This window comes from Enterococcus sp. LJL90 (assembly GCF_056924355.1).
The window spans coordinates 174,494-196,253 of the sequence record NZ_JBXPBQ010000004.1; the positions used below are offsets into that span (position 1 = coordinate 174,494).

The window sequence follows — 21,760 nt, forward strand, 5'->3', positions numbered from 1 at the left end:
CGAATTAAAATTGAACCCATTTGCTTCCTTGCTTACCGCAATTGTTGGGCTCTCTGCAAATATTTCTGCAAAAACTAATTTAACAGGTTCTTATAATACTGAGAAAATGGCAAAAACAATTATTCAAAACACGTTGTTAACGGATTTTTTAGATGTATCAGAAATTGAAAACAGTTCTATAGTAAGTTTTTCAGATTTTGTGCTATCTGAGCCAGCAGGATCTTTGACCGAGCTTTTAAAGGTATCTGCTTACACTAACATGATGAACGGAAGCACATCTTTAGATTCGACAGAAGAAATTGAATTGAACATTGAAAAATTCAATGAAACCATCAAAATGGCTAAAGGATATTTTGAGTTTTTAGGAGAAAAGGGAAATAAAAAAGTAATTTTTAGGTTTAACTTGGAAGCTTTAAGAAATAATTATAGGAGCACTGATCTCACCAGAATGGACTTACTAATTTACGGCATAAAAGTGGGGGAGGTATCTTTGCAACAACTAAATATTAATGAAGAGATGAAAATAGAAAAAAATAAAGAGGTTCAAACCAAGTTTTTTGTGCGGGAAGAGGCCATTAAAGCGAAAAATGGAAATGTTGATGTTGATATGGGAATTGAGACAAAGCTAGAAATGTATGATGTGTTTTTAGCGGGGGTAAGTTAGATGGAAAAAGTAACGGTATTTTACGGTTCAAATAAAGATTTTAAAAAGTACTTGGACTCCAGAGATGTTTTATTGGATGATGTTGTTTTGTTTCCAGAGTTAATCAGCCAGTACAATGAAACAATCAGAGCGTCAAATAAAGGCTATGCTGATAAAAATAATAAATATTATACAGATGAAAAAAAATATGTTGATTATGCAGTGATAATGCAGAATGATTTTTCATCTGTTTTAGAGCATGTGGTTTCTAATTTTTCGCACATTATTTCCTTAGCTCATGAAGTAGAAAACCTTATCATACAAAATCCGCCAAAAAGAGTTGTTGAATCTTTGCTTTCGTCATATGGAGATATAATTATTGAATATGAATTTTCTGAGTATAGAAGCTTCTCTATAAATCAAATTGACGAAATCAATAAGTTGATGAATAAAGATATAATAGGTCAGGAAAATGCGAAATTCTCTGTTCTTTCTAGTTTGTATCAGTTGTCCAAAAAGAAAGTTTCAACACCTATTGTATTGCATTTTTTTGGGCCTTCAGGTGTCGGTAAAACTGAGCTTGCGAAATCAGTAAGCAATTACTTTGGTGGGGAACTACTGAAAATTCAATTTTCGATGATGCAAACGGAGGAAGCTAAAAGGTATATTTTTGGTGATGCGCATAGCAAAGATTCTTTTGCAAAAGATTTGCTATCTAGAGAAAGTAATATCGTATTGATTGATGAGTTTGATAAAGTGCATCCTATTTTTTATAATGCTTTTTATGAAATTTTTGATGATGGGATTTTTCGTGACTTGAACTATACAGTTGATGTGTCAGAAACGATATTTGTTTTAACTTCAAACTTCTCAAGTGTAGATGAAATAGATAGTAGACTGGGGCTGCCAATGGCTTCTCGTATTGGTAAATCAATCCAATTCTTTGATTTAGATTTTGAATCTAAGAAAAAAATTGTCGAGAATAAGTATACGAGTGTTCTTAATATATTAGACGAACAAGAAATTGAGATAGTCCAGAAGACGAATTTGCTTAATTGGTACTGTGAAAACATTAACCTCTTTGATAATATGAGATCTCTTAAAACGTCCATAGAGCAAGAAGTCTTTAATATTCTTACAGACAGGCTTTTAAAAACTGATTAAAAGGGAAATGGATTTTTCTATTTAGTGTCATTTGATTTTTGAAATAGCTCCTCGAATTTTTTGAATGCCAAATTGAATGCCATTTGGTTGATTATGGTTGACAGTGATTGATAAAGTAGCAGGATAAAAATCGCTGCCAGTTCTTGTTTTACAATAAAGAATACAGACAGATAGTAAAAAAATATTTATGACCAAGAAGAATAAACGACTTTAAATGCAAGCTGAACCCTTGGTAGATAAGGGTTCAGCATTTTTTTGTTTTTACTGAATACGAGATTGAACTTGTTCGAGAATTGCATTTTCGACAGATCGATATAACCAGGGAGACGTTAGTGAAAATTGAGGGTGGCAGGTGTTTATGCTAATTTAAAAAGGGACCACTTTTCATAGGGCCGATGGTTGAAAAAGGGACCACTACTAACTCACAATAAGTAAAAGAGTCTAGTTTGCTTATTGGAGGTTTTGGAGTGATAACTTTTATGGATAAACTTACAATCATCCGTCTACTAGAAAGTGGGCGGTCACAGCGGTCTGTTTCAAAAGAACTCGGTATTAATCGAAAAACTATTCGCCGTTATTGGGAACAATACTTAGCGGACCAAAAATCATTAGATCAAGATCCAACAGATTCTTCTAAAATAGATGCCTTAACAGCACGTCCAACATATACATCTACCAATCGCAAACCAAGAAAATATTCAAAAGCGATTGATCGAAGAATTGATGAGCTATTGGCTTTTGACGAACAAAAGGCAAAGCAGTTAGGGCCTCATAAACAACAATTAACAATCGTCGCTATTCATGAAATACTAAAATTAGAAGGTTTTGATATAGCAGAAAGTACACTACGTCCGTATGTCCGGCAAAAACTTACTGTCAAAAAAGAAGCCTTTATCAAGCAACAGTACCCATTAGGTTATCGAACAGAATTTGATTTTGGAGAAGTAAAATGTTTTATTGGTCGAAAAAAAAGGACCCTCACACTCGCAGTATTTTCTTCTCCTGCATCTGGTTATCGATGGGCCAGACTCTACGAGTCAGCGAACCAGCAAGTCTTTTTAGATGCGCATATTCGTTTTTTTGACCACCTTCAAGGTGCTTATGACACCGTTGTCTATGATAATATGCGGAATGTTGTGAAGCGATTCATTGGTAGACATGAAAAAGAATTAAACGATGAATTAGTGAAACTAGCTCTCTATTATCAATTCGAACCGGTCGTAACCAATGTATTTAGTGGAAATGAAAAGGGCCATGTAGAAAAAAGCGTTCAAGTCATTCGCCGAAAGGCGTTCACGAAACAGTATAAATTTGACTCAATTGACGCTGCACAACACCATTTAGAACATGCATTAGTTGAGTTAAACCAATCTACTACAATCGCAGCTGAAAAACGGCACCTTCACCCATTACGTGGGACATATGATTATGCCGTTACCACGAAGCAAACGGTTGATAAATATAGTTTTGTACACGTGGATGGAAACTATTATTCTGTTCCGGATTATCTCGTCGGCCATAAGGTCACCGTTAAAAAATATCTGAATGTGCTTAAAATAGTTGGAACAAGTCAGGTAATCGCAACTCATCTACTGCAAAAGGGTGAAAAGGAATATAGTATTGATCTGCGACACTATTTACCTACCTTAATGCGTAAACCAAAAGCTATTGAGCATTCTCTTGTTCTCAAAAAGATTCCGGAGTTACATCACTGTTTCCTGCACTATTATCAAAAAACACCACGAAGATTTCTTTAGATACTTGAAGACCATCTGGATGAATCAATCGAACAAGTTGTTCTTTGTTTAGAAGAAACTGTCTTAAAAGACCATGGGGTCTTAAACTCTCCACCTACTAAAGCGATTAACGAAGCAAGAAATCAGTTGCAGGAATACAATTTAATCCACCAAGTGAAGAAGGTGGCCAATAAATGATTGAAACATACGCAAAGCAATTAAAGCTTTCTTATCTAAAGAAAAACTATGCCTTCTTGATTCAGCAGGCAGTTGAATTGAATCAAAGCTATGAAGACTTTTTAACCCAGTTACTCACATTAGAACTGGAGCAGCGGCAAAACAATCGGATTCAAACGTTAATTCGACAGTCAAAGCTCCCCAATAAACTTACATTTGACGATTACATGGACAGTCACTTAGACGCAAAATTGAGAAAACAAGTAAAAGAGCTAAAGACGTTGCGTTTCATCGATCAAAAAGAAAACCTGATTTTAATGGGAAACCCAGGTGTTGGCAAAACACATTTAGCCACTGTTCTTGGAATGGAAGCTTGTCTTTCGGGAAGAAGTGTTTTATTTACCAATATCCCGAATCTAGTGATCGAATTAAAGGAATCCATGAGTGCGAATCAGCTAAATTTTTATAAACGTCGCTTTGGAAAATATGATTTAGTTATTCTTGATGAATTAGGGTATGTCTCTTTTGATCAAGTCGGCAGCGAAATCTTATTTAATCTCTTATCGAATCGAACATCAGCCGGTTCAATGATTATTACAACGAATTTATCATTTGATAGATGGGAGGAAACCTTTAAAGATCCGATGCTTACCGCAGCTATAGTGGACCGTTTGGCCCATCGGGCTCACGTATTGGATCTTAGTGGTCCCTCGTTTCGAGTGGAAGACACGAAAAAATGGCTCAACTAATTTTTTTGGTCCCTTTTTCAATCATCCAGTGGTCCCTTTTTCAGTTGCGTTTAACAGCAGGCAGCATATTAAACTTGAGCAATTAAAGGCAATCAAAGACGTCCTCCAGGTCGATTATGAGACACTTCTAAATGAAACACCCCTCAAAGGATAGAATAAAAGTCCAACATTTGAGGGGGGCCCTAGACTGGCCGGTCAATTGACAGTTACTTTTATTAAAATACAGTTTATAAGATAACCACCATATTTTAAACGGTTATTGGCAATCTAAAGGGAGTTGTTAGTACAACTCCCAATACGTGGTTTATTACAGCAAATTACCTAAAGAGCTTCTAGAATTTTTTGAGTATCTCTATTCAGCAGTGGTGAAGATTCGAAATATGCTTAGTATACCTCTGCCAGATCAATAATATTTATTTAATCTCAAAATTCTAGTGTTACACTTATATGTTACACCAATAAAGACTGTTATAATAGGATTCGAGAAGTGTAACACTAGGGTATACGCTAGTGTTACAACGATAATTAGAATTCAGTACGAGGAGAAATTGTTTTGCTTAGAGAAGAGATACTAACCTTAATTGATGAAAAGCGAGAAGGAACATATTGGGATTTTAAACAAAAATACCATGAAGATAAGGGAAGACTGCTACATGATATAATTTGTTTGGCTAACAATATTAACAATCGCGATGCTTACTTAATTTTTGGTGTATCAGACGAGGGTAAGATTATTGGTGTGGAGGAAGATAAAAATAGAAAAAATCAGGAACATTTCACATCTTTCCTAAAAGTAAAAAAATTTTCAGGTGGGACAATACCTTATGTGATTTTAAAAACAATACTGATACAAAAGCATGAGATTGATGTGCTGATAATAAAAAAGTCAGACAAGATTCCATATTATTTAGCAGAGCCCTTTAGAGATGGAAAAACCAATGTTTCAGCTGGAAGTATATATTTGCGGATAGAGGATCAAAATACACCGATTAATTCCACTGCTGATCCGTTGTATACGGAGCAATTATGGAAATATAGATTTGGAATACTACCGTTACCTTTAGAACGATTGAAGAGAATGCTTTGTATGAAAAAAAGTTGGGAAAAAAATAAAAATGGATATTACTTTGAGGAAGCGCCAGAATTCACCATTGTTGAAAATGATGAAATATCTGAATCTTATGATAGAGGTTTAGCACCTTTTTATGCATACAATCAGACTAATTCATCAAGTTCCTATCATCATTATGAGTGCAAGTATCATAATACTGTTTTGTATGAAACTCAGACTATCAGTCTTGATTCTGGACGCTACCATACACCAATACCAGAGTTTGGCTTTATACCCGTTGACAGATATAGGCGGAGTTCATTGGATTACCGATATTTTGTCAAATTTTCTACTCAGTTCTACTTACATCTTTTTATGTTTGATGATACATCGGATGAAGCTTTTTATTCTCGCCGCAAACTTCTCAGTATTGTTCCGATATTTGAATCAGAAGATGAGAAAGACAGTTTTGAGAATTACATTAAAGAAAATATGAAGGAAGTTTTAGAAAAAATGAATATCGATATCGATGAAGAAGAATATCTCGATATTGAAGACGACAATTTGAGGGTTAAAAAAATTTTTCAGCGGTCATTGAATATCGGAAGAGTTTTAGTTAAAAGTCTAGAGGAATTTAGAATGACTAGGAGATGAATCAAAAATATATGTGGTATGATGATGAATTGTTAAATTCGAAGGCCTATGACTGTGATGTGGCTTACGACAACAGAGAGAGTGATCTGCTTTTAGAATTAAGTGAAGAATGTAGACTGATAGCTGAAGATGAGAATTTGCATGTGATGATCCGTGCCAAATTATATTATGACAGCTTTACATCTTTAAGTAATTATATCGAGATAGCTGATATATGTAAGACAGATAGAGAAAAGTATATTGAAAAGATTTTATATCTTTGTCGAAGGAGTTTACTTTTACAGGAGACTTATTCCTCAGAGAACGATATGGAGAAAATTGAACAAGCCAATTTTAATGGTTTATTCTTCAAAACTAATGTTAACTATTGCAATGTTCTAAGCCATATTGGACGGTTACCAAAGGCAATTTACGAAAATCGGAAAATTGCGATACAAGACTTTGGAATGGCTGTAGGAAATTTGGGAATGGAGCTATATGATTATGGGTATTTTGATTATGATAAGGGGCATCAGCAATTAATTCTAGAAAAAGTATGTTCATTGTTCAAAGCGGCTTCAAATTACCCAGAAAAACAGGTACAACCAGAAGCGAAAATGAGTTTTATTAAAAGACTAGAAGGAATTCTAGGAAGTAATAATTTTGAAGAGAATTTAAAAAAAATACCTAAGTTAAGTTTCACCTATTCTACAAGTTCTGAAAAGACAAATAATGAAGAAGATTTCGAAAATAAAGAATTTGAATATAGAATTTGGATTGCTCAAGAATGTTTGGCTCTCAATACTTTGAATGATTTAGATTACTCCGTGATCCAATCCTATGATCCAATTCATTTGCCTGATATGATAGCTCCTATAAGTGAAACATACCCTCGCTTTCATGGACTGTTTAATCAGATAAAGCAAGAATATTGTTCAGCAAGATTTATGATTTATGAGGGTATACAAAATCCTAAACTTCATTTTTCAGACAGACAAGTATTTTTGATTAATACGTTAGATTATCCAATTTATGGCCTAAATATAGAAATGGTAAAAAACGCTTATCGTACTATATATTCTTTATTTGATAGAATCGGATTTTTTTTGAATGAATATTACTCTCTAGGATTATCTCAGAGGAGAGTTTCTTTTGGAGCTATTTGGAATGGGAATAGTCCTTTATTACAAATTGCAGAATCTAATTACATTTTAAAGGCTCTTTATTGGATGAAGAAGGATCTTTATGGAAATTCAATTTCTGATTATAGAGACTATATTGACCCTGTACTGAATCGAACGTATGAGATTAGGAATGTAATGGAACATAGATATTTAAAAATTCTATCATATGCAAATATTGTTTCAGAGGAGTATAAGATAGATGAGCTCGCAACAATTATTTCAGTGGAAGAATTTCATGATTTAGCAGTCAATCTTTTAAGGACATGTAGAGAAGCGATAATTTTATTAGTTATGTTGATTAATGTGGAAGAGAAAAGGAAATCCACCAATTCTGAAGGGCTCATTATTCCAGGAAGACCTTTGCCTGAGTATAAAGATGATTGGAAGTTATAATTTCATATCTCAAAAGTAGGAGCCATATATTTGTGATGCCTCAAACAATTATTGGAGTTATTGATAACCTATCTAGTAACCAACAAGAATCGAGGAAAGTTCTATGTTTGAAAAAGAAGTGTACAAATATACTGTTAGCTGCGGAGCACCAAGAGCAGGGAGATATATCATTAAAGAAGTAGCAATGAAAAGAAGATTTGATAAGGCTGAAGATGAAGCCTTGAAGGATACATATCCACTCGAAAAAATCACTGCTATAGTAATAGAATTTCTTAAGATGGTAGGATTTGAAAATCCAATCAGTCTAGAAATCAAAAATGTAACTGACTTTTCAAAACCGAGAATATATTCTAAAAGTTACAACCAATTGAAAGAAAAGTATGAGTTGAATAATCGAAAGCACTTAATATGGATGAAATTTACTATAGATGGGTATTTAGGAGTTGTGGCTGCAAGCGACGATATAAATTTCGATATGACTAATACATCTGGCAAAATCATCAGCCATCTAAACAAACAATGGAGACAAGATTTTGTGCTAGTTTTTCCTTTACCGAATATAGGAGATAAAGAGCGTAGCGATATTGAATGTGGTATTGGAAATTATCTTATTGATAAAGGGGTGCCAATTCTGGACTTCTATTCACATCAATATAAATAGTTTTATTCATTAAATTCGTTCTTGTTCATTTTTTTCAATCAAAAGCACGCCACTTGAATACGTTTTTGAATACGATTAGAATACCAATCAAGATGAATTAGAATCAATAAAGCGATTAGCTCTATTGAAAAATCATTGAAATACCAACTATCTTCAATTATTGTCAATGAACTTAACTTCATGACAGAAGAAGAATAGAGTTTAAATATGTGGGAGAAACCTTGGTTTGACAGGGTTTCTTTTTTTTTAATAAAATTATAGGTAACGAACTACCATTTATATGTAATATAGCAAATCTACAGTCTTTTATTTCGTTTTGCTACCAGCAGAATTGTGAAAGTCATTGCTTCTTCTATGCACTATGAAGTAGAAAGAATACCTTAATTTAACTAACTGTCTTAAATAAAATGGAATAAAGTAATTAATGACTAGTCAATCACTTTTTCAGCAAATTGGTTGACTATTTTCATGCAATTTTTTCATGATAAAGGACGAGTTAGCTGTCGGAGACAGCGTACCAATCGGAACTACCAAGGAAATTGAAAATGATAGCCCAATATATTATTCATAATGTATGTTGACTATCTACTAAGAAAATGCAATTTTAGAGAGACGTCAAGAATGTTTGGAAAGTAATAGCCGCAAAGAAAGCGGTATCTTAAATGTCCATTGTTTAGGACATAGCATTAAATTGATTGAAAGAAATCAATAATATAATAAGTTTAAGGAGTTGTTGGATATGCAGCTTAGTAAAAAAGAAAGCAGCTTAATCGAAATATTTCTCTCAGAGAAAAATAGGTTAACAGCGAAGGAAATAGCAGAAAAATTAAATGTGTCAACAAAAACAGTCTATCGATTAGTTAAGAAGATTAATGATGTGAATAAGGATGGTCCGATTATTGATAGTCAAAGTGGAAAAGGCCTGTCTTTAAATTATCGAAATTATCTTGAATTTGTTAATGAGCCAGAGGAGGGAAAAAATCAGGATCCTGAAGATCGAAGAAGCAATGTCTTGCTAGAACTTCTTTTTAAGTCACCACATGCTATAAACATTAAAGAATTATATGTAGACTATTTTTTGACAGCAGAATCAATCGTTAAAGATTTTGAAAAAATTCGCAGGATTATTGAGACTTATCATTTAAGTCTAATTAAAAAAGAAGGTAAGGCAGCTATTCAAGGTAAAGAAAAAAACATTCGTAGATTAAGCTACAAATTGATTTCCATGAACTCTTTCTTAACAGGAAATTCATACAGTGTTAATGGGGATAATATTAATTCTTATGATGCAGATTTTATCACTTCATTATTAGATAGTATTGAAAAACAATTAGGTAACACAATCCCTTACCCGTATAATATTAATATTTTTTCTCATATCTATATTTTATTATCACGTTTCCGCAAGGGTAAGGTTGCATTACCTAATAACCATCCTTTGGAAGCGCTTGATATAGAAGAAAAAAATTTGATTGAGATCAATCCAGAGAAATTTTTAATTGCTCAGAATATTATCGAACGGATTAATGCTTATCTTCATACCAGTGTGCCTGACAGCGAAGTATTTTATCTATTTCAACATATCTTGTCTTCCCGAGTGGAATCGCTTGATGACATCGATGAACCTGCAGGAATTTCTGATGAGATGAAATTAATAGTTGAAAGTCTTGTAAGTTCTTTAAATCAAAAGCTGAAAATATCTTTTGATAAAATTTTGACTGATGGACAGTTTCTTGAGCATTTTCGATTGATGCTTTATCGAAGTAAGCATGGCATAAGTATAAAAAATGCAATCAATCAAGATATAAAAAGAGAATATGGAATGTTATTTAAAGCACTGTCAGAGAGCTTTGATGAGGTAATGCATAAAGCTCAAATGAAAAAAATTTCTTTAGATGAAGTAGGATTTGTTACATTATACTTTGCCAAAATTCATGAGGAGCAAAAGTTCAAGAAGAAAGTCCTGATTATGTGCAGTAGTGGAGTTGGAACAAGCGAGTTATTAAAAATCAAAGTTCAAAGGTCCTTTCCTGATCTAGAAATAGTGGACGTCGTTTCTATGAATGTCTATAAAAAGAAGTATGAGAAAGAAGCTGAGAAGTTTTTTGACCTTATTCTGACTACCGTCAAATTAGATAATCAAAGTGAGTTACCTAGCTTGTTGGTGAATTTTATGTTTACTCAACAAGATCAAGAAAATGTGATGAAATTATTGGAGGAGATATGAAATGGAGACACTTGATATTAGAGAGGTAATAAATGAGAAATTGATTGTTACCGATTTAGAAAGCAAAACAAAAAAAGAGGTCATTGAAGACTTATCAGCTATTTTAGCTGAGCAAGGCTATTTGGACAATAAGGAGGAATTTATTAATGATGTGATGTTGAGGGAAGATGAGGGTGTAACTGGCTTGGGAAATGGAATTGCCATCCCTCATGGTAAATCTGAGGGAGTAAAAATTACAACGGTAGCAGTAGGGAAGTTGAAGAAGGCAATTGAGTGGGAATCACTGGATGAAGAACTTGTTTCAGTCATTATTTTATTTGCTGTGAAACGCACAGATGAAACGACTACACATATCAAGCTATTACAAAAAGTTGCAATTTTATTGGCAGATGATGATTTATTGGAAGACTTGAAAAATGTGGAATCAACAGAAGAAGTATACAAAATATTAACTTCTAAAGAATAGAAGAGGAGGAAATGATTATGAAAATCGTTGCAGTGGCAGCCTGTACATCAGGAATTGCACACACCTATATTGCTAGAGAAAAATTAATGAAAGCGGCTGAAAGTCATGGGCATATAATCCATGTGGAGACACAAGGGACAATTGGTACAGAAAATGAGTTGACGCCAGCAGAAATTGCAGAAGCAGATATAGTTATTTTGGCAACGGATATTCAGATTGCTGGAACGGAACGGTTCGATGGTAAGCGAGTACTCAATATCCCGACGAATGTCTGTGTAAAGGCATCCAATCAATTAATTGAAAAAATAGAAAAAGAATTATAAATGGAGGGGTAATTATGAAAAAAATAGGCTCTGAGTTAAAACGTCATGCTCTAACAGCAATCAGCTATATGTTACCTTTGGTAGTTGCATCTGGACTGCTAATCGCTATTGGTAATCTGATGGGTGGTTCTGTCATTGAAGATTACACAACTAGTTTTTCTGTAGCAAGCGCGCTAACCAGCCTAGGGGTTATGGGGATGGGGTTGCTACCATCATTTATCTCAGGATATATTGCATACTCAATCGCTGATCGTCCCGGTATTGCTCCAGGTTTCTTAATGGGTATGATTGCGCAAACAATTGGTGCAGGTTTTCTTGGTGGTATGCTTGGAGGTTATATTGTTGGTTATTTAATTAAATGGATGCGAGAAACGATTAAAGTTCCTAAATGGGCAGAAGGACTTATGCCGATGATGATTATCCCGACTATTTCTTCTTTAATTGTTGGTCTATTGATGTTTTTTGTATTAGGTACACCGATTGTTTGGCTAACAGCTGCTTTGACAACTTTTTTAGAAAGTCTGAATGGCACATCTCGAGTAGTTTATGGATTTATTTTTGGAGCATTAAGTTGTATAGACTTTGGAGGCCCAATTTGCAAGGTGCCAAATTTAATGGCGGATGGTTTGTTATTAGAAGGAATTTTGGAACCTGAAGGAATTAAAGTATTAGCTTGTATGGTTCCACCGTTAGGAGTGACATTCTCCTATGTACTTTCAAAATTTGTAAACAAAAAAATCTATACTCAAGAAGAGCAGGACAACATTAAAGTCGCATTCCCAATGGGGCTATGTATGATTAGTGAGGGAGTCATCCCTATCGCAATGAACGATTTAGTACGCACGGTGTTTTGTACAGCAATTGGCTGTGGCGTAACTGGTGCAATCAGCTTCTCCTTTGGTGTTGGTTCTCCTGTTCCATCAGGTGGAGTTTTTGTTATTCCTGTTATGACCAATCCAGTAATGGCTTTAGTCGCACTTCTAACCGGAACAGCAGTTACGGGCATTCTACTTGTTTTACTGAAGAAAACCGTCACCATTGAGCAAGAAGAAGTAGCTGAAAGAATGGAAGAAGCCATGGACTTATCAGATTTTAAAATCCAATAAAGGGAGTAATTTGATGCTTATTAATATGAAAGAAATGCTAACAATCGCTAAAGAAAATAGTTTTGCTGTAGGAGCATTTAATATCTCTGATGCAAATCAGTTTAAGGCAGTCGTTGAAGCAGCTGAAGAAAATAATGCTCCTGCAATTATTGCCGTTCATCCTGATGAATTGAGTTTTATTACTAATGATTTTTGTGCCTATATAATCAAGCGAATTGGAAACAGTAAAAACCCATTTGTACTTCACTTGGATCATGGTGGTAGTGTCGAAGATGTCATGCAGGCAGTGTCCTGTGGCTTTACTTCTGTTATGATTGATGGTTCTTTATTGGAATATGAGCAGAATGTCGAAATTACGAAACGAGTAGTTGAATTAGTGAAGCCTTTGTCTATTTCGGTAGAAGGAGAGTTAGGAACAATTGGAAATACTGGGAATTCTATTGAAGGTGGCGTTAGTGAGATTGTCTATACTAGACCTATAGACGCAGAAGATTTTGTTGAGAGAACTGGTATCGATTCTTTAGCTGTTGCTATTGGAACAGCCCATGGTATTTACCCAAAAGATTTTGTACCAGAGCTACAGATTGATTTGCTGAAAGAGATTGTAGAGAAGGTTGATATTCCCCTTGTTTTACATGGAGGTTCCTCTAACAAGGATGAGGAAATTAGTAAAGCAGTGGCTGCTGGAGTTCAAAAAATTAATATTTCTAGTGATTTGAAGGTAGCTTATATAAATAAGTGCAAAGAGGTTTTAAGTGAGCAAGAAATTTGGGAGCCAAACCAAATTTTCCCTCCTTGTATAGAAGCAGCTAAGGCTCTTGTGGTTGAAAAAATGGAACTGTTTCGTTCAATAGGCAGGGCAAAGTTTTACTAAATTTGAAGAAATGAGGTGTCTTTTGTGGCATTAGTTACTTTAAAGACTCTTTTAGATGATGCAAAAAGAAACAAATATGGTGTCGGTGCTTTTAATGTAGTTGATTTTGAAATGATTCTAAGTCTAATTCAAGCAGCTGAGGAAACTAATAAACCCATTATTATTCAATATGCAGAAGGTGATGATTCCCGAATTCCTATTGAAGACATAGGGTTATACGCAACATATTTAATCAATAAATCGAAAGTACCAATATGTCTTCATTTAGATCATGGTAAATCATTTTCTGCTATTATGAGGGCGATAAAGGCTGGTTTTTCGTCAGTAATGATAGACGCTTCTCATCTACCATATGAAGAAAATGTTAAATTTACTCAGGAGGTTGTGAGAGTAGCTCATTCACTTGGAGTGAGCGTAGAGGCTGAAATTGGAAGAATGATTAATTCCGAGTATGAGGAACATATTGAAGAAGAAGGACTTTCTTTAGAAGAAACATTTACCAAACCAGATTTAGCAGCAAGTTTTGCTAAAGAAACTAATGCAGATGCCATCGCAGTTTCTTTTGGTACAATACATGGTGTTTACGCAGAAAAACCAAAACTTAATTTCTCTCTTTTATCCGATATTGCTAAGGTAGTTGAACAGCCTTTAGTTGTACATGGTGGTTCTGGTCTAGCTGATGAAGAATATAAAAAGATGATTGATTTAGGTATTAGTAAAATAAACTTCTATTCAGAAATGTCTTATGCAGTTACTAATAGATTATTAGCAGAAGTAACGACTAGATTGGACAATGGTAAGAAACAATTTCTTCAAGACTTAGTTGATTTAGAGAAGCAATATGTGACGGAAGAAATAAGTAAAAAAATTCAGGTTTTTAGCAATTAATTACAAAAGGCTCAGCTTGAAATATTCACAAGCTGAGCCTTTTTTAGGATAGAGTCACATTCTATTAAAATATAAAAAAGTTTTTTTGATATTCGAATAGTTGAGAGTTTACTAGATGTGTTTAAAAAAATATTCACTTAATTTCTGAAATAGCTCCTCGATTTTTTTGAATGCCAAATTGAATGCCATTTGGTTGATTATGGTTGACAGTGATTGATAAAGTAGTAGTCTAAAAATCGCTGTCAGTTCTTGTTTTACAATAAAGAGTACAGACAGATAGTAAAAAAATATTTATGACGGAAGAAGAATAAACAATCGCTTTATTAGGCTAAACCCTTGATGGATAAGGGTTTAGCCTTTTTCTTTATTTTTTGAATGCTATTATATCATTTGTTTTAACACTTACATGTTGATTGAATCTTGTTATTGACAGAGGTGGTTCAAGTGTAGCGAAGAGCCATTCTATGAAATCAAAAATGTATTGACGAATGAGTTAAGGCTATTTCACTTAGTAAGTTTCGCTGCATCGAAAAGTCAAATTGAACTGGATTGGATGTTTAAAATTAACGAAGGGCTTTTTTCTAAAAAAATACTTAAACCTTTCCTAATAATTATTTGGTAGCCTTATAATAAATGTGCTCGGAAATGGATGGATCAAGATGGATAAGGAACTCTTTATTATTGAAATGCTTTCGGCACAATCCCTTGTCGTGGCAAGTGATCGAGAAAATAAACGCAAAACTTTTTTTGTGCTGTTGGCAGGTTTGCTGGCCACAATTAGTTTATTTTGGGGCATCAGTACGCTCGTTTATTTTGATTTAAGTCAACGCACCCAAAATTGGGTATATAGTATTCGCCTAGAACATCTCTATTATTTTTCATTAGGTCTTGGTGCTGTGATTGGAATTATTTTATTATTTTTCATGATAATCAATCTGCGGGATACTTGGCAATTAAAAAAACATTTTAGTCATTGGTTAGAGGAGCAGGCTGACACAATTGTTGCCTACCCATTACTTTATTATGGGTTAGATTATTTTTATTTGGCTAAAGATGAAGGACCTAATCAGCGAATCAAAATCAAAAAGAAACCAAAACAAAAGATTCCAGTCACAATTGGTGACTATGAAGTTTATTTAGGAAAAAGAGAAGGGATAGCTGGAACTAGTTATAGTCAATTGTTTATCTTACCGACAGAAACGCTACCTGTTTATGATGAGCATAACTTGAAAGACAACCGTGATTGGAAATTTTTTGGTGGGCTATCGATCGTTGCGGGAGTAATCTTAATTGGTATGATTTATTATGGTTTGCGTCATGACACTGTCTCCATACCAGAAACCACAGCAAATACTGATTATCCAACAGAATTTACAACTTCTTCTAGCATGTCAGAAGCTGTAGAAACTGGTGGATTGATTTCTCAAGTTGGTAATCCCCCTACAACTACTGGTGGCGAATTATTTCAACTAGACATCAGCCAAAGCGATGAACTATATCAAACAACTGATGGTGGCACATCTTGGCAATTTGTGCCGATTCGAGTAGATTGGCTGCGGGCAGGGCATTACACGACAACGGATGGAGAGCCGCCGTTAGGTTATTGGTTGGATAAAACATTTCAAGTTGGGGCTGATTTTAGCTGGTATGTGTATTCTCCAGACAATCTTAATTTGTATTTCTTACACTCAATGGATAACGGTCAGACGTGGCAAACTAGTGTGGTTTCTAATTTGCTTGCAGAACGTCTACGTTATCGTAAAGCAAACTTTTTTAATCCGGGACAAGCCGGTGCAGGTCGTGGCTACGTTGCCTACTCATTAGAAGATCCTTCTGTTTCGGCGGAAGATTTATTTTTCTTTTTTACCAATGATTATGGGCAAACCTGGCAAGCTGGTGTTAGCGCAAATTTTGACCGACCAATTCAAAATGTCAGTTTTTTATCTAGTCAAATTGGTTTTGTCAGTACCAGAGATGATGTGTATTACACAATGGATGGAGGTTTAAATTACGACCAAGCCGTTATTTCGCCACCAGATGGCTATGCAAAAGGTGGTTTAAATATTTTTGATTCACCAAATGAAGTTGTCCAGATAAATTCCACGACTTATAGAGCGGTTTTTAATTTTACTAAGACTGGGGATTTTGAAGGGAACCAGATGGATAGTTGGATTTATCAATCAACTGATGGTGGCGCTAATTGGGAAGTCGTTGAGCAAGGAAACCAAATAAGAATTAATTAAAATCCAAATGCTGCCATCCAAAAGTATTAAAATAAGAATCATTTATTTTTGCAATAAAGAATACAGACAGATAGTAAAAATATTTATGATCGAAAGATAAAAACTAATAATCCAAAAGCCAAAACCGCTGATATAAAATTTAGGGTTTTGGCTTTTTTAATTTTAATATTGAAATACTGAGGTTCATTTGAAAACTAAATTTTCAGGTTTACAAGTTTATAAATTTGACCTCGCCAACTCAACTATTTATCCAATCTCCCAAAAATTCATTTAGTTACTACTTTTTCTTTGCCCTCGTAAATATGAATTGTTATAGACTTGAAAGTTGGTGTCCCGTAGCTGAACTGCGGCATCCGCCAGCCAATTCACATTACGAATTAGTGCGCGGCCCTGCAGCACTAAATCTGCTTGATTATTTTGTAAAATATATTCACATAGACCAGCATTATCCAAGTGGCCAACAGCGGTGACGGGAATTGTCACGTTTTGCTTCATAACGGTTGTGTAAGGAACTTGATACCCATCAGAAATAGGAATATTAGGTTTTTTATCAATCAACCCGCCAGTGGAAATATCTAAACAATCAACACCAGCAGCTTCTAACCACTGACCAATTTGTAGCCATTCATCAATTGAGTTTTGAACACCCGTTTCATCATAATCAGAAAGAGACAGTCTGACCCACAATGGCCCTTTGTAGAATTGGCGAATTTCTGTAACAGTTTCACCTAAAAAGCGATAGCGATTTTCTAGATTGCCACCATATTTATCAGTCCGTTTGTTGGTTAAGTTTGATAAAAATTGGCTAATCAGATAACCATGGGCACCATGAAGTTCAATCATATCAAGATTGGCAGCAACACTGCGTTTCACTGCGGCAACAAATGCTTGCTGAATGGCTTTTATTTCCTCATGACTTAATGCGGCAGGTTCGGGGTACTCTTGATTAAAACGTAATGGACTTGGCGCCACCGTTTTAATGGCATCCTCTGCTTTACGGCCGGCGTGATTTAGTTGAATGCCGACTTTGGTACCAAAGGAATGTAAAATCTCAACTAAACGGGTTAGTTCTGCTTGTTGCGCTTCATTCCAAAGGCCTAAATCATTTTTACTGATGCGGCCGTCTGGCAAGACACCAGTGGATTCAATGATAATTAAACCGACCTTAGATAGAGCTCGTGCACCGTAATGGGCAAAATGAAAAGGGGTTAAGATACCGTCTTCTTTTTTGACCTCATACATGCACATGGGGGACATCACGACACGGTTAGCCAGTTCTAAATTTGTAATGGTAACCGGAGATAATAATTTTGACATGGGTCGACTCCTTTTGTGACTGCCGGTGGGGCTGTCTTTTTTTGTACCTTCATCATACCGTGAAAAAAAGAAAAACAACAGCAGGCACTTTTTTATCAGGTAGTTACAAAAAAGTAAGTGAGGGATGTCAAAGGGATTATCAAGGAAGCTTTTTGATAGCGACAAGTTTATTTTTCCAACTCTCCACGGATTAAACTGTTTTCTTGTATAATGAAAATGGTAACTGATTATCCGACAATTTCCGACACAAAAAGTCGGTTTAGAAAATGTTGACTGTTTTATATTGTAAGTAGGAGGAAATGTTATGGATTGGATGAGACAATTGAATCAGGCTTTGGATTATATTGAAGAAAATTTGACTGGGGAAATATCTCAAGAAAAAATTGCTGAGATTGTCCACTGCTCCAGCTATAATTTTCAGCGGTTGTTTTCTTATATGGCCAATCAGTCCCTGTCTGAATATATTCGCGGGCGTAGGCTGACTTTGGCGGCCTTTGAGATTTTAAGAAATGAAGAGCGTCTGCTAGATGTAGCAATAAAGTATGGCTATGCTTCTCAAGATGCTTTTAGTCGGGCTTTTAAAACTTTTCATGGCGTCTTGCCTTCACAAGTGCGCAAGCAGCCGGTTCAGCTGAAGTCTTGTCCCAAACTTTCCTTTCAACTAACAATTAAAGGAGAAAAACAAATGCGCTATCAAATTGAAGAGTGGCCGGCCTTTAAAGTTGCCGGCTATAGCTATCCTGTCACAACAGAGACCGTTTTTGCAGAGGTTCCCAAAATTTGGGCATCTGTCTGGCAAAATGGTCGCATCACTGAGTTGACCAAACTTTTTCAACAGACAGATTACCGGCCTGCTGGTTTTTTAGGCGTTGCCATCGGTGGGCAATGGGGAGATTCAGAAAACATGAAATATTTTATCGGGGTAACCAATCATGTGGATGTCCCAGAGTGTCGTGATGTTCCTGCTCCTGAGGGCATGACTGAAATTTCCTTAGCGAAAGCCAAGTGGGTGGTCATCGAAGCCAATGGAGAATTGCCTGCAGCTGTTCAAGATGTTTACCAACAATTTTATCGAGAATGGCTGCCAAATTCCGGTTATCGGCTGGCGGATTTACCAGCGCTTGAATGTTATTTGCAAGAAGGTCATCAAGAGGTCTGGATTGCTGTCGAAAATTAAATACTATTTTGCAACTAATTTTTGCTTTTGACTACATTTTGTAGTGAAACGGCTTAAATTTGCGACCAAAGCCCGATAAAGAAAGTCTTTCTTTTTGATACACTAGTGTTATTAGGGAATCAAAAGGAGGGGAAGGGAAATGAAAAAAGGGTTATTGGCAGTAATAATGGTTGGCTTGTTGAGCTTAAGCGGCTGTCTGGCACCTAAAACTTTTAACGGTAGTTCAACAGGAAATGAAGATCAATTTATTACCTCTTATTCGGTTTTAAACACAACACTATCCAATGAGTTGGAGTTGAAAGCTGGAGACATTGTCGATGTTTCTGTCGAGAATAATTGCGGGCAATTGGAAATTCATCTGGAGGAACCCGGCGGTCATAAAATGCTGCGGGAAAAATTTCTCACCACTAGCGAATCCTTTCCCGTTGAAATCTCAAAAAGCGGCAAATACCAAGTCTCGGTCATTGGCGATAATGCCAAGGGCAAAGTCAGTATAGTGAAACAAAGCTAAAACTTTCAATACTAATTGATAAATCAATATCCAAATAATACAAATTTTGCTTTTAGGTTCAATAAACCACAAAAGTAAATCTGCAAGAGTTTCTAAAAAGGCTGTGACATTAGTTAGAACAGAGGCGAACGTTACGAACAGTATCTAGTGAAAACCACTAAATATTGTTAATTTGCAATTCGGACCTACTGGACCGCAGGAGCAAATATAGTTCGGATTTCATCTGTTAAAAAGACTAATGCCACAGGCTTATTTTTGTTATTCAAAAGTTTGAAGATGATTTTATTTTCAAAATTAACTAAAAAGAGCTTTCTTTGGTAAAATAAAGAGGACAAATCTGCTTGATAGGAGAAGTCTATGACAGAATTACGAGACTACCAAAAAGTCGTTTATCAAAATAAAATCGATCATCAATTTAATGTCACCAATATTGAAAAAGAATTTTTGTTTTTATATGGCGAAGTCGCAGAAGCCTTTGATGCCTATAAAAAAGGCCAAAAGGTGGGGGATGAGTTGGCGGATGTGGCGATTTATCTTTTAGGTTTGGCTGAAATTTTGAAGGTCGATTTAGGCTATGAACTAGAACAAAAGCTTGCTATCAATCAAAAACACCACTATCAAAAAAATTCGCAGGGCTACACTCAGCGAATTGAAGAAGGACCGCAGTATGACAAATAAAAAAGAAAATTTCGAAATTCTGGCTCAGCAAATTGCCCATTGCCGCATCTGTGAGGGCCGCTTAGACCCTGCGCCCGTCTTTCGGGGAGACCAACAGTCGAAAATTGTTCATATTAGTCAGGCCCCCTCTAAAACGGTGGCTGAAACCAAAATGCCCTTCACAGATGCCAGTGGCCGCAAGCTGCGTCAGGAATGGTATCAAATTTCTGAGGAAGAGTTCTATTTAGAGACTAATTTTTGTTTTGCGGCAGTCGGTCTTTGCTTTCCGGGGAAAAATAAAAGCGGCGGTGATAAACAGCCGCCAGCCATTTGTGGAAAAACATGGTTGGCTCCTATTTTAGAAGCAGTTGATTATCAACTCATGATTTTAGTCGGTGGCAAAGCGGCCAATCATTTTTTCCCAAAGGCCGATTTTTCAAGCCTAGTGTTTGAAAATCAAGAAATTAATGGGCGGCCGGCAATTATTTTGCCGCATCCATCCCCTTTGAATATTAAATGGTTTAAGGACCATCCAGACTTTTACCTATGGCGTTTAGCAGAAGTTCGCCAACAGGTACAGACTGTTTTACAGATAAATTAAGTTGAAGTAGTTTTAAAAAATTTAGTACCTAATAAAGGAGAAGACATGGATATTAATCAACATAATAGCCAAGCTTGGGATCAAAAGGTGAGTGACCAATCTGTTTATACTTTAGCAGTTAGTGCTGAAGAGGTAGCAAAAGCCCGCAAAGGAGAATGGCAAATTGGTGTCACGGCTGGAAAACCAGTTCCTCGGGAATGGTTTCCGCCTGAATTATTTGGTAAAAAAATTCTTTGTCTAGCTTCTGGCGGTGGTCAGCAAGCACCGATTTTAGCAGCAGCCGGTGCCGAGGTAACAGTTGCTGATATTTCCGAAAAACAATTGGAGCAAGACCGATTTGTTGCAAAGCGAGACCAGCTTTCTTTTGAAATAGTACAGGGCAGTATGACGGACTTGTCGCAGTTTGCTGATGAAAGCTTTGATATTGTCGTTCATCCGGTTGCTAACTTATTTGTGGCAGATATAAAAATTGTCTGGCAGGAAATTGCTCGTGTGTTAAAACCACAGGGCATTTTAATTGCCGGGTTCACGAATCCGCTGTTGTATATTTTCGATGAAGCGGCCGAAGAAAAGGGCGAGTTAGTGGTAAAAAATATGATTCCCGGCAACTCATTAGATTGGTTGCCTGAAAATCAGCGGGGAGACTATTTAGCTAGTGGACAGACTATTGAGTTCGCCCATACTTTGGAGGCTCAGATTCAAGGGCAGCTGGCAGCCGGCTTTGTACTGACGGATTTTTATGAGGATGATTTTGGCGGCAGTCGCCCACTAGACAAATATATAAAATGCTTTGCTGCAACGCGAGCAGTTAAATTATCAATTTGAATACTAAAACGGATTTACTATCAGGACTTTGCTTTAGGACAGCTCTGATAGTAAATCCTTTTTTTATTCTAAAAGTTTTCAAATGTTTCAGCTAAACTGTATAATAAAAAACGAGACTGCCAAGGACTTGAGCAGAAAAATTTGTGATACCAAC

Annotated in this window: 19 protein-coding genes and 1 pseudogene; 19 read left to right on the forward strand and 1 reads right to left on the reverse strand. The window is 35.7% G+C overall.

All coding sequences use genetic code 11. The features are described from left to right. Window position 1: 1 nt before the first annotated feature. The 14 genes and pseudogenes from AC1Z3S_RS10945 to AC1Z3S_RS11010 form a co-directional block, all read left to right on the forward strand. Window positions 2–664 (forward strand): annotated as a pseudogene (locus tag AC1Z3S_RS10945) (DUF6414 family protein); the annotation flags it as partial. After that, the gene (locus AC1Z3S_RS10950; RefSeq protein ID WP_461740403.1) at window positions 665–1,807 is read left to right on the forward strand and encodes an AAA family ATPase; all 1,143 of its coding nucleotides are present in this window, start codon (window positions 665–667) and stop codon (window positions 1,805–1,807) included. 479 nt (window positions 1,808–2,286) lie between these two features. Then, window positions 2,287–3,564: an IS21 family transposase gene (istA, locus tag AC1Z3S_RS10955; RefSeq protein ID WP_461740404.1), complete on the forward strand. Its 1,278-nt coding sequence runs from the start codon at window positions 2,287–2,289 to the stop codon at window positions 3,562–3,564. 173 nt (window positions 3,565–3,737) lie between these two features. Then, window positions 3,738–4,469 carry an IS21-like element helper ATPase IstB gene (istB, locus tag AC1Z3S_RS10960; RefSeq protein WP_461740405.1) on the forward strand — a complete coding sequence of 244 codons (732 nt, stop codon included), beginning with the start codon at window positions 3,738–3,740 and terminating at the stop codon, window positions 4,467–4,469. A gap of 553 nt (window positions 4,470–5,022) precedes the next feature. Continuing rightward, window positions 5,023–6,174 carry an ATP-binding protein gene (locus AC1Z3S_RS10965; protein ID WP_461740406.1) on the forward strand — a complete coding sequence of 384 codons (1,152 nt, stop codon included), beginning with the start codon at window positions 5,023–5,025 and terminating at the stop codon, window positions 6,172–6,174. Then, a complete protein-coding gene (locus AC1Z3S_RS10970) occupies window positions 6,171–7,730 on the forward strand; it encodes an LA2681 family HEPN domain-containing protein (protein WP_461740407.1) in 1,560 nt (519 codons plus the stop codon). Before AC1Z3S_RS10965 ends, AC1Z3S_RS10970 begins: the two co-directional genes overlap by 4 nt. A gap of 103 nt (window positions 7,731–7,833) precedes the next feature. Next, on the forward strand, window positions 7,834–8,391 hold the full coding sequence (locus AC1Z3S_RS10975) for a hypothetical protein (RefSeq protein ID WP_461740408.1): 558 nt from the start codon (window positions 7,834–7,836) through the stop codon (window positions 8,389–8,391). A gap of 739 nt (window positions 8,392–9,130) precedes the next feature. Next, window positions 9,131–10,618 carry a BglG family transcription antiterminator gene (locus AC1Z3S_RS10980; protein ID WP_461740409.1) on the forward strand — a complete coding sequence of 496 codons (1,488 nt, stop codon included), beginning with the start codon at window positions 9,131–9,133 and terminating at the stop codon, window positions 10,616–10,618. Window position 10,619: 1 nt separating this feature from the next. Continuing rightward, the gene (locus tag AC1Z3S_RS10985; RefSeq protein ID WP_461740410.1) at window positions 10,620–11,084 is read left to right on the forward strand and encodes a PTS sugar transporter subunit IIA; all 465 of its coding nucleotides are present in this window, start codon (window positions 10,620–10,622) and stop codon (window positions 11,082–11,084) included. Between the two features lie 17 nt (window positions 11,085–11,101). Continuing rightward, the gene (locus AC1Z3S_RS10990; RefSeq protein WP_461740411.1) at window positions 11,102–11,407 is read left to right on the forward strand and encodes a PTS fructose transporter subunit IIB; all 306 of its coding nucleotides are present in this window, start codon (window positions 11,102–11,104) and stop codon (window positions 11,405–11,407) included. Between the two features lie 14 nt (window positions 11,408–11,421). After that, on the forward strand, window positions 11,422–12,513 hold the full coding sequence (locus AC1Z3S_RS10995; RefSeq protein ID WP_461740412.1) for a PTS fructose transporter subunit IIC: 1,092 nt from the start codon (window positions 11,422–11,424) through the stop codon (window positions 12,511–12,513). Between the two features lie 13 nt (window positions 12,514–12,526). Then, complete coding sequence (locus AC1Z3S_RS11000; RefSeq protein ID WP_461740413.1) at window positions 12,527–13,387, forward strand: ketose-bisphosphate aldolase; 861 nt, start codon at window positions 12,527–12,529, stop codon at window positions 13,385–13,387. Window positions 13,388–13,411: 24 nt separating this feature from the next. After that, complete coding sequence (locus AC1Z3S_RS11005) at window positions 13,412–14,275, forward strand: class II fructose-bisphosphate aldolase (protein WP_461740414.1); 864 nt, start codon at window positions 13,412–13,414, stop codon at window positions 14,273–14,275. 659 nt (window positions 14,276–14,934) lie between these two features. Then, window positions 14,935–16,518 (forward strand): hypothetical protein, encoded by a 1,584-nt coding sequence (locus tag AC1Z3S_RS11010; RefSeq protein ID WP_461740415.1) that lies wholly within the window; start codon window positions 14,935–14,937, stop codon window positions 16,516–16,518. 270 nt (window positions 16,519–16,788) lie between these two features. Here AC1Z3S_RS11010 and AC1Z3S_RS11015 read toward each other — a convergent pair whose 3' ends face one another. Continuing rightward, window positions 16,789–17,835, reverse strand: a complete 1,047-nt coding sequence (locus AC1Z3S_RS11015) for an oxidoreductase (RefSeq protein WP_461740416.1) — start codon at window positions 17,833–17,835, stop codon at window positions 16,789–16,791. A 304-nt stretch (window positions 17,836–18,139) separates the two neighbouring features. Between AC1Z3S_RS11015 and AC1Z3S_RS11020 the strand changes: the two genes are divergently transcribed. From AC1Z3S_RS11020 to AC1Z3S_RS11040, 5 genes are all read left to right on the forward strand, one after another. After that, entirely contained in the window at window positions 18,140–19,012 is an 873-nt protein-coding gene (locus AC1Z3S_RS11020; protein WP_461740417.1) for an AraC family transcriptional regulator, read from the forward strand. A gap of 139 nt (window positions 19,013–19,151) precedes the next feature. After that, window positions 19,152–19,523, forward strand: coding sequence for a hypothetical protein (locus AC1Z3S_RS11025; protein WP_461740418.1), 372 nt, complete (start codon window positions 19,152–19,154; stop codon window positions 19,521–19,523). 357 nt (window positions 19,524–19,880) lie between these two features. After that, a complete protein-coding gene (locus tag AC1Z3S_RS11030) occupies window positions 19,881–20,201 on the forward strand; it encodes a nucleoside triphosphate pyrophosphohydrolase family protein (protein WP_461740419.1) in 321 nt (106 codons plus the stop codon). Beyond that, window positions 20,191–20,781, forward strand: a complete 591-nt coding sequence (locus AC1Z3S_RS11035) for a uracil-DNA glycosylase family protein (RefSeq protein WP_461740420.1) — start codon at window positions 20,191–20,193, stop codon at window positions 20,779–20,781. The genes AC1Z3S_RS11030 and AC1Z3S_RS11035 overlap by 11 nt, the downstream gene beginning before the upstream one ends. Window positions 20,782–20,826: 45 nt before the next feature. Beyond that, on the forward strand, window positions 20,827–21,606 hold the full coding sequence (locus AC1Z3S_RS11040) for a class I SAM-dependent methyltransferase (protein WP_461740421.1): 780 nt from the start codon (window positions 20,827–20,829) through the stop codon (window positions 21,604–21,606). Window positions 21,607–21,760: the final 154 nt, after the last annotated feature.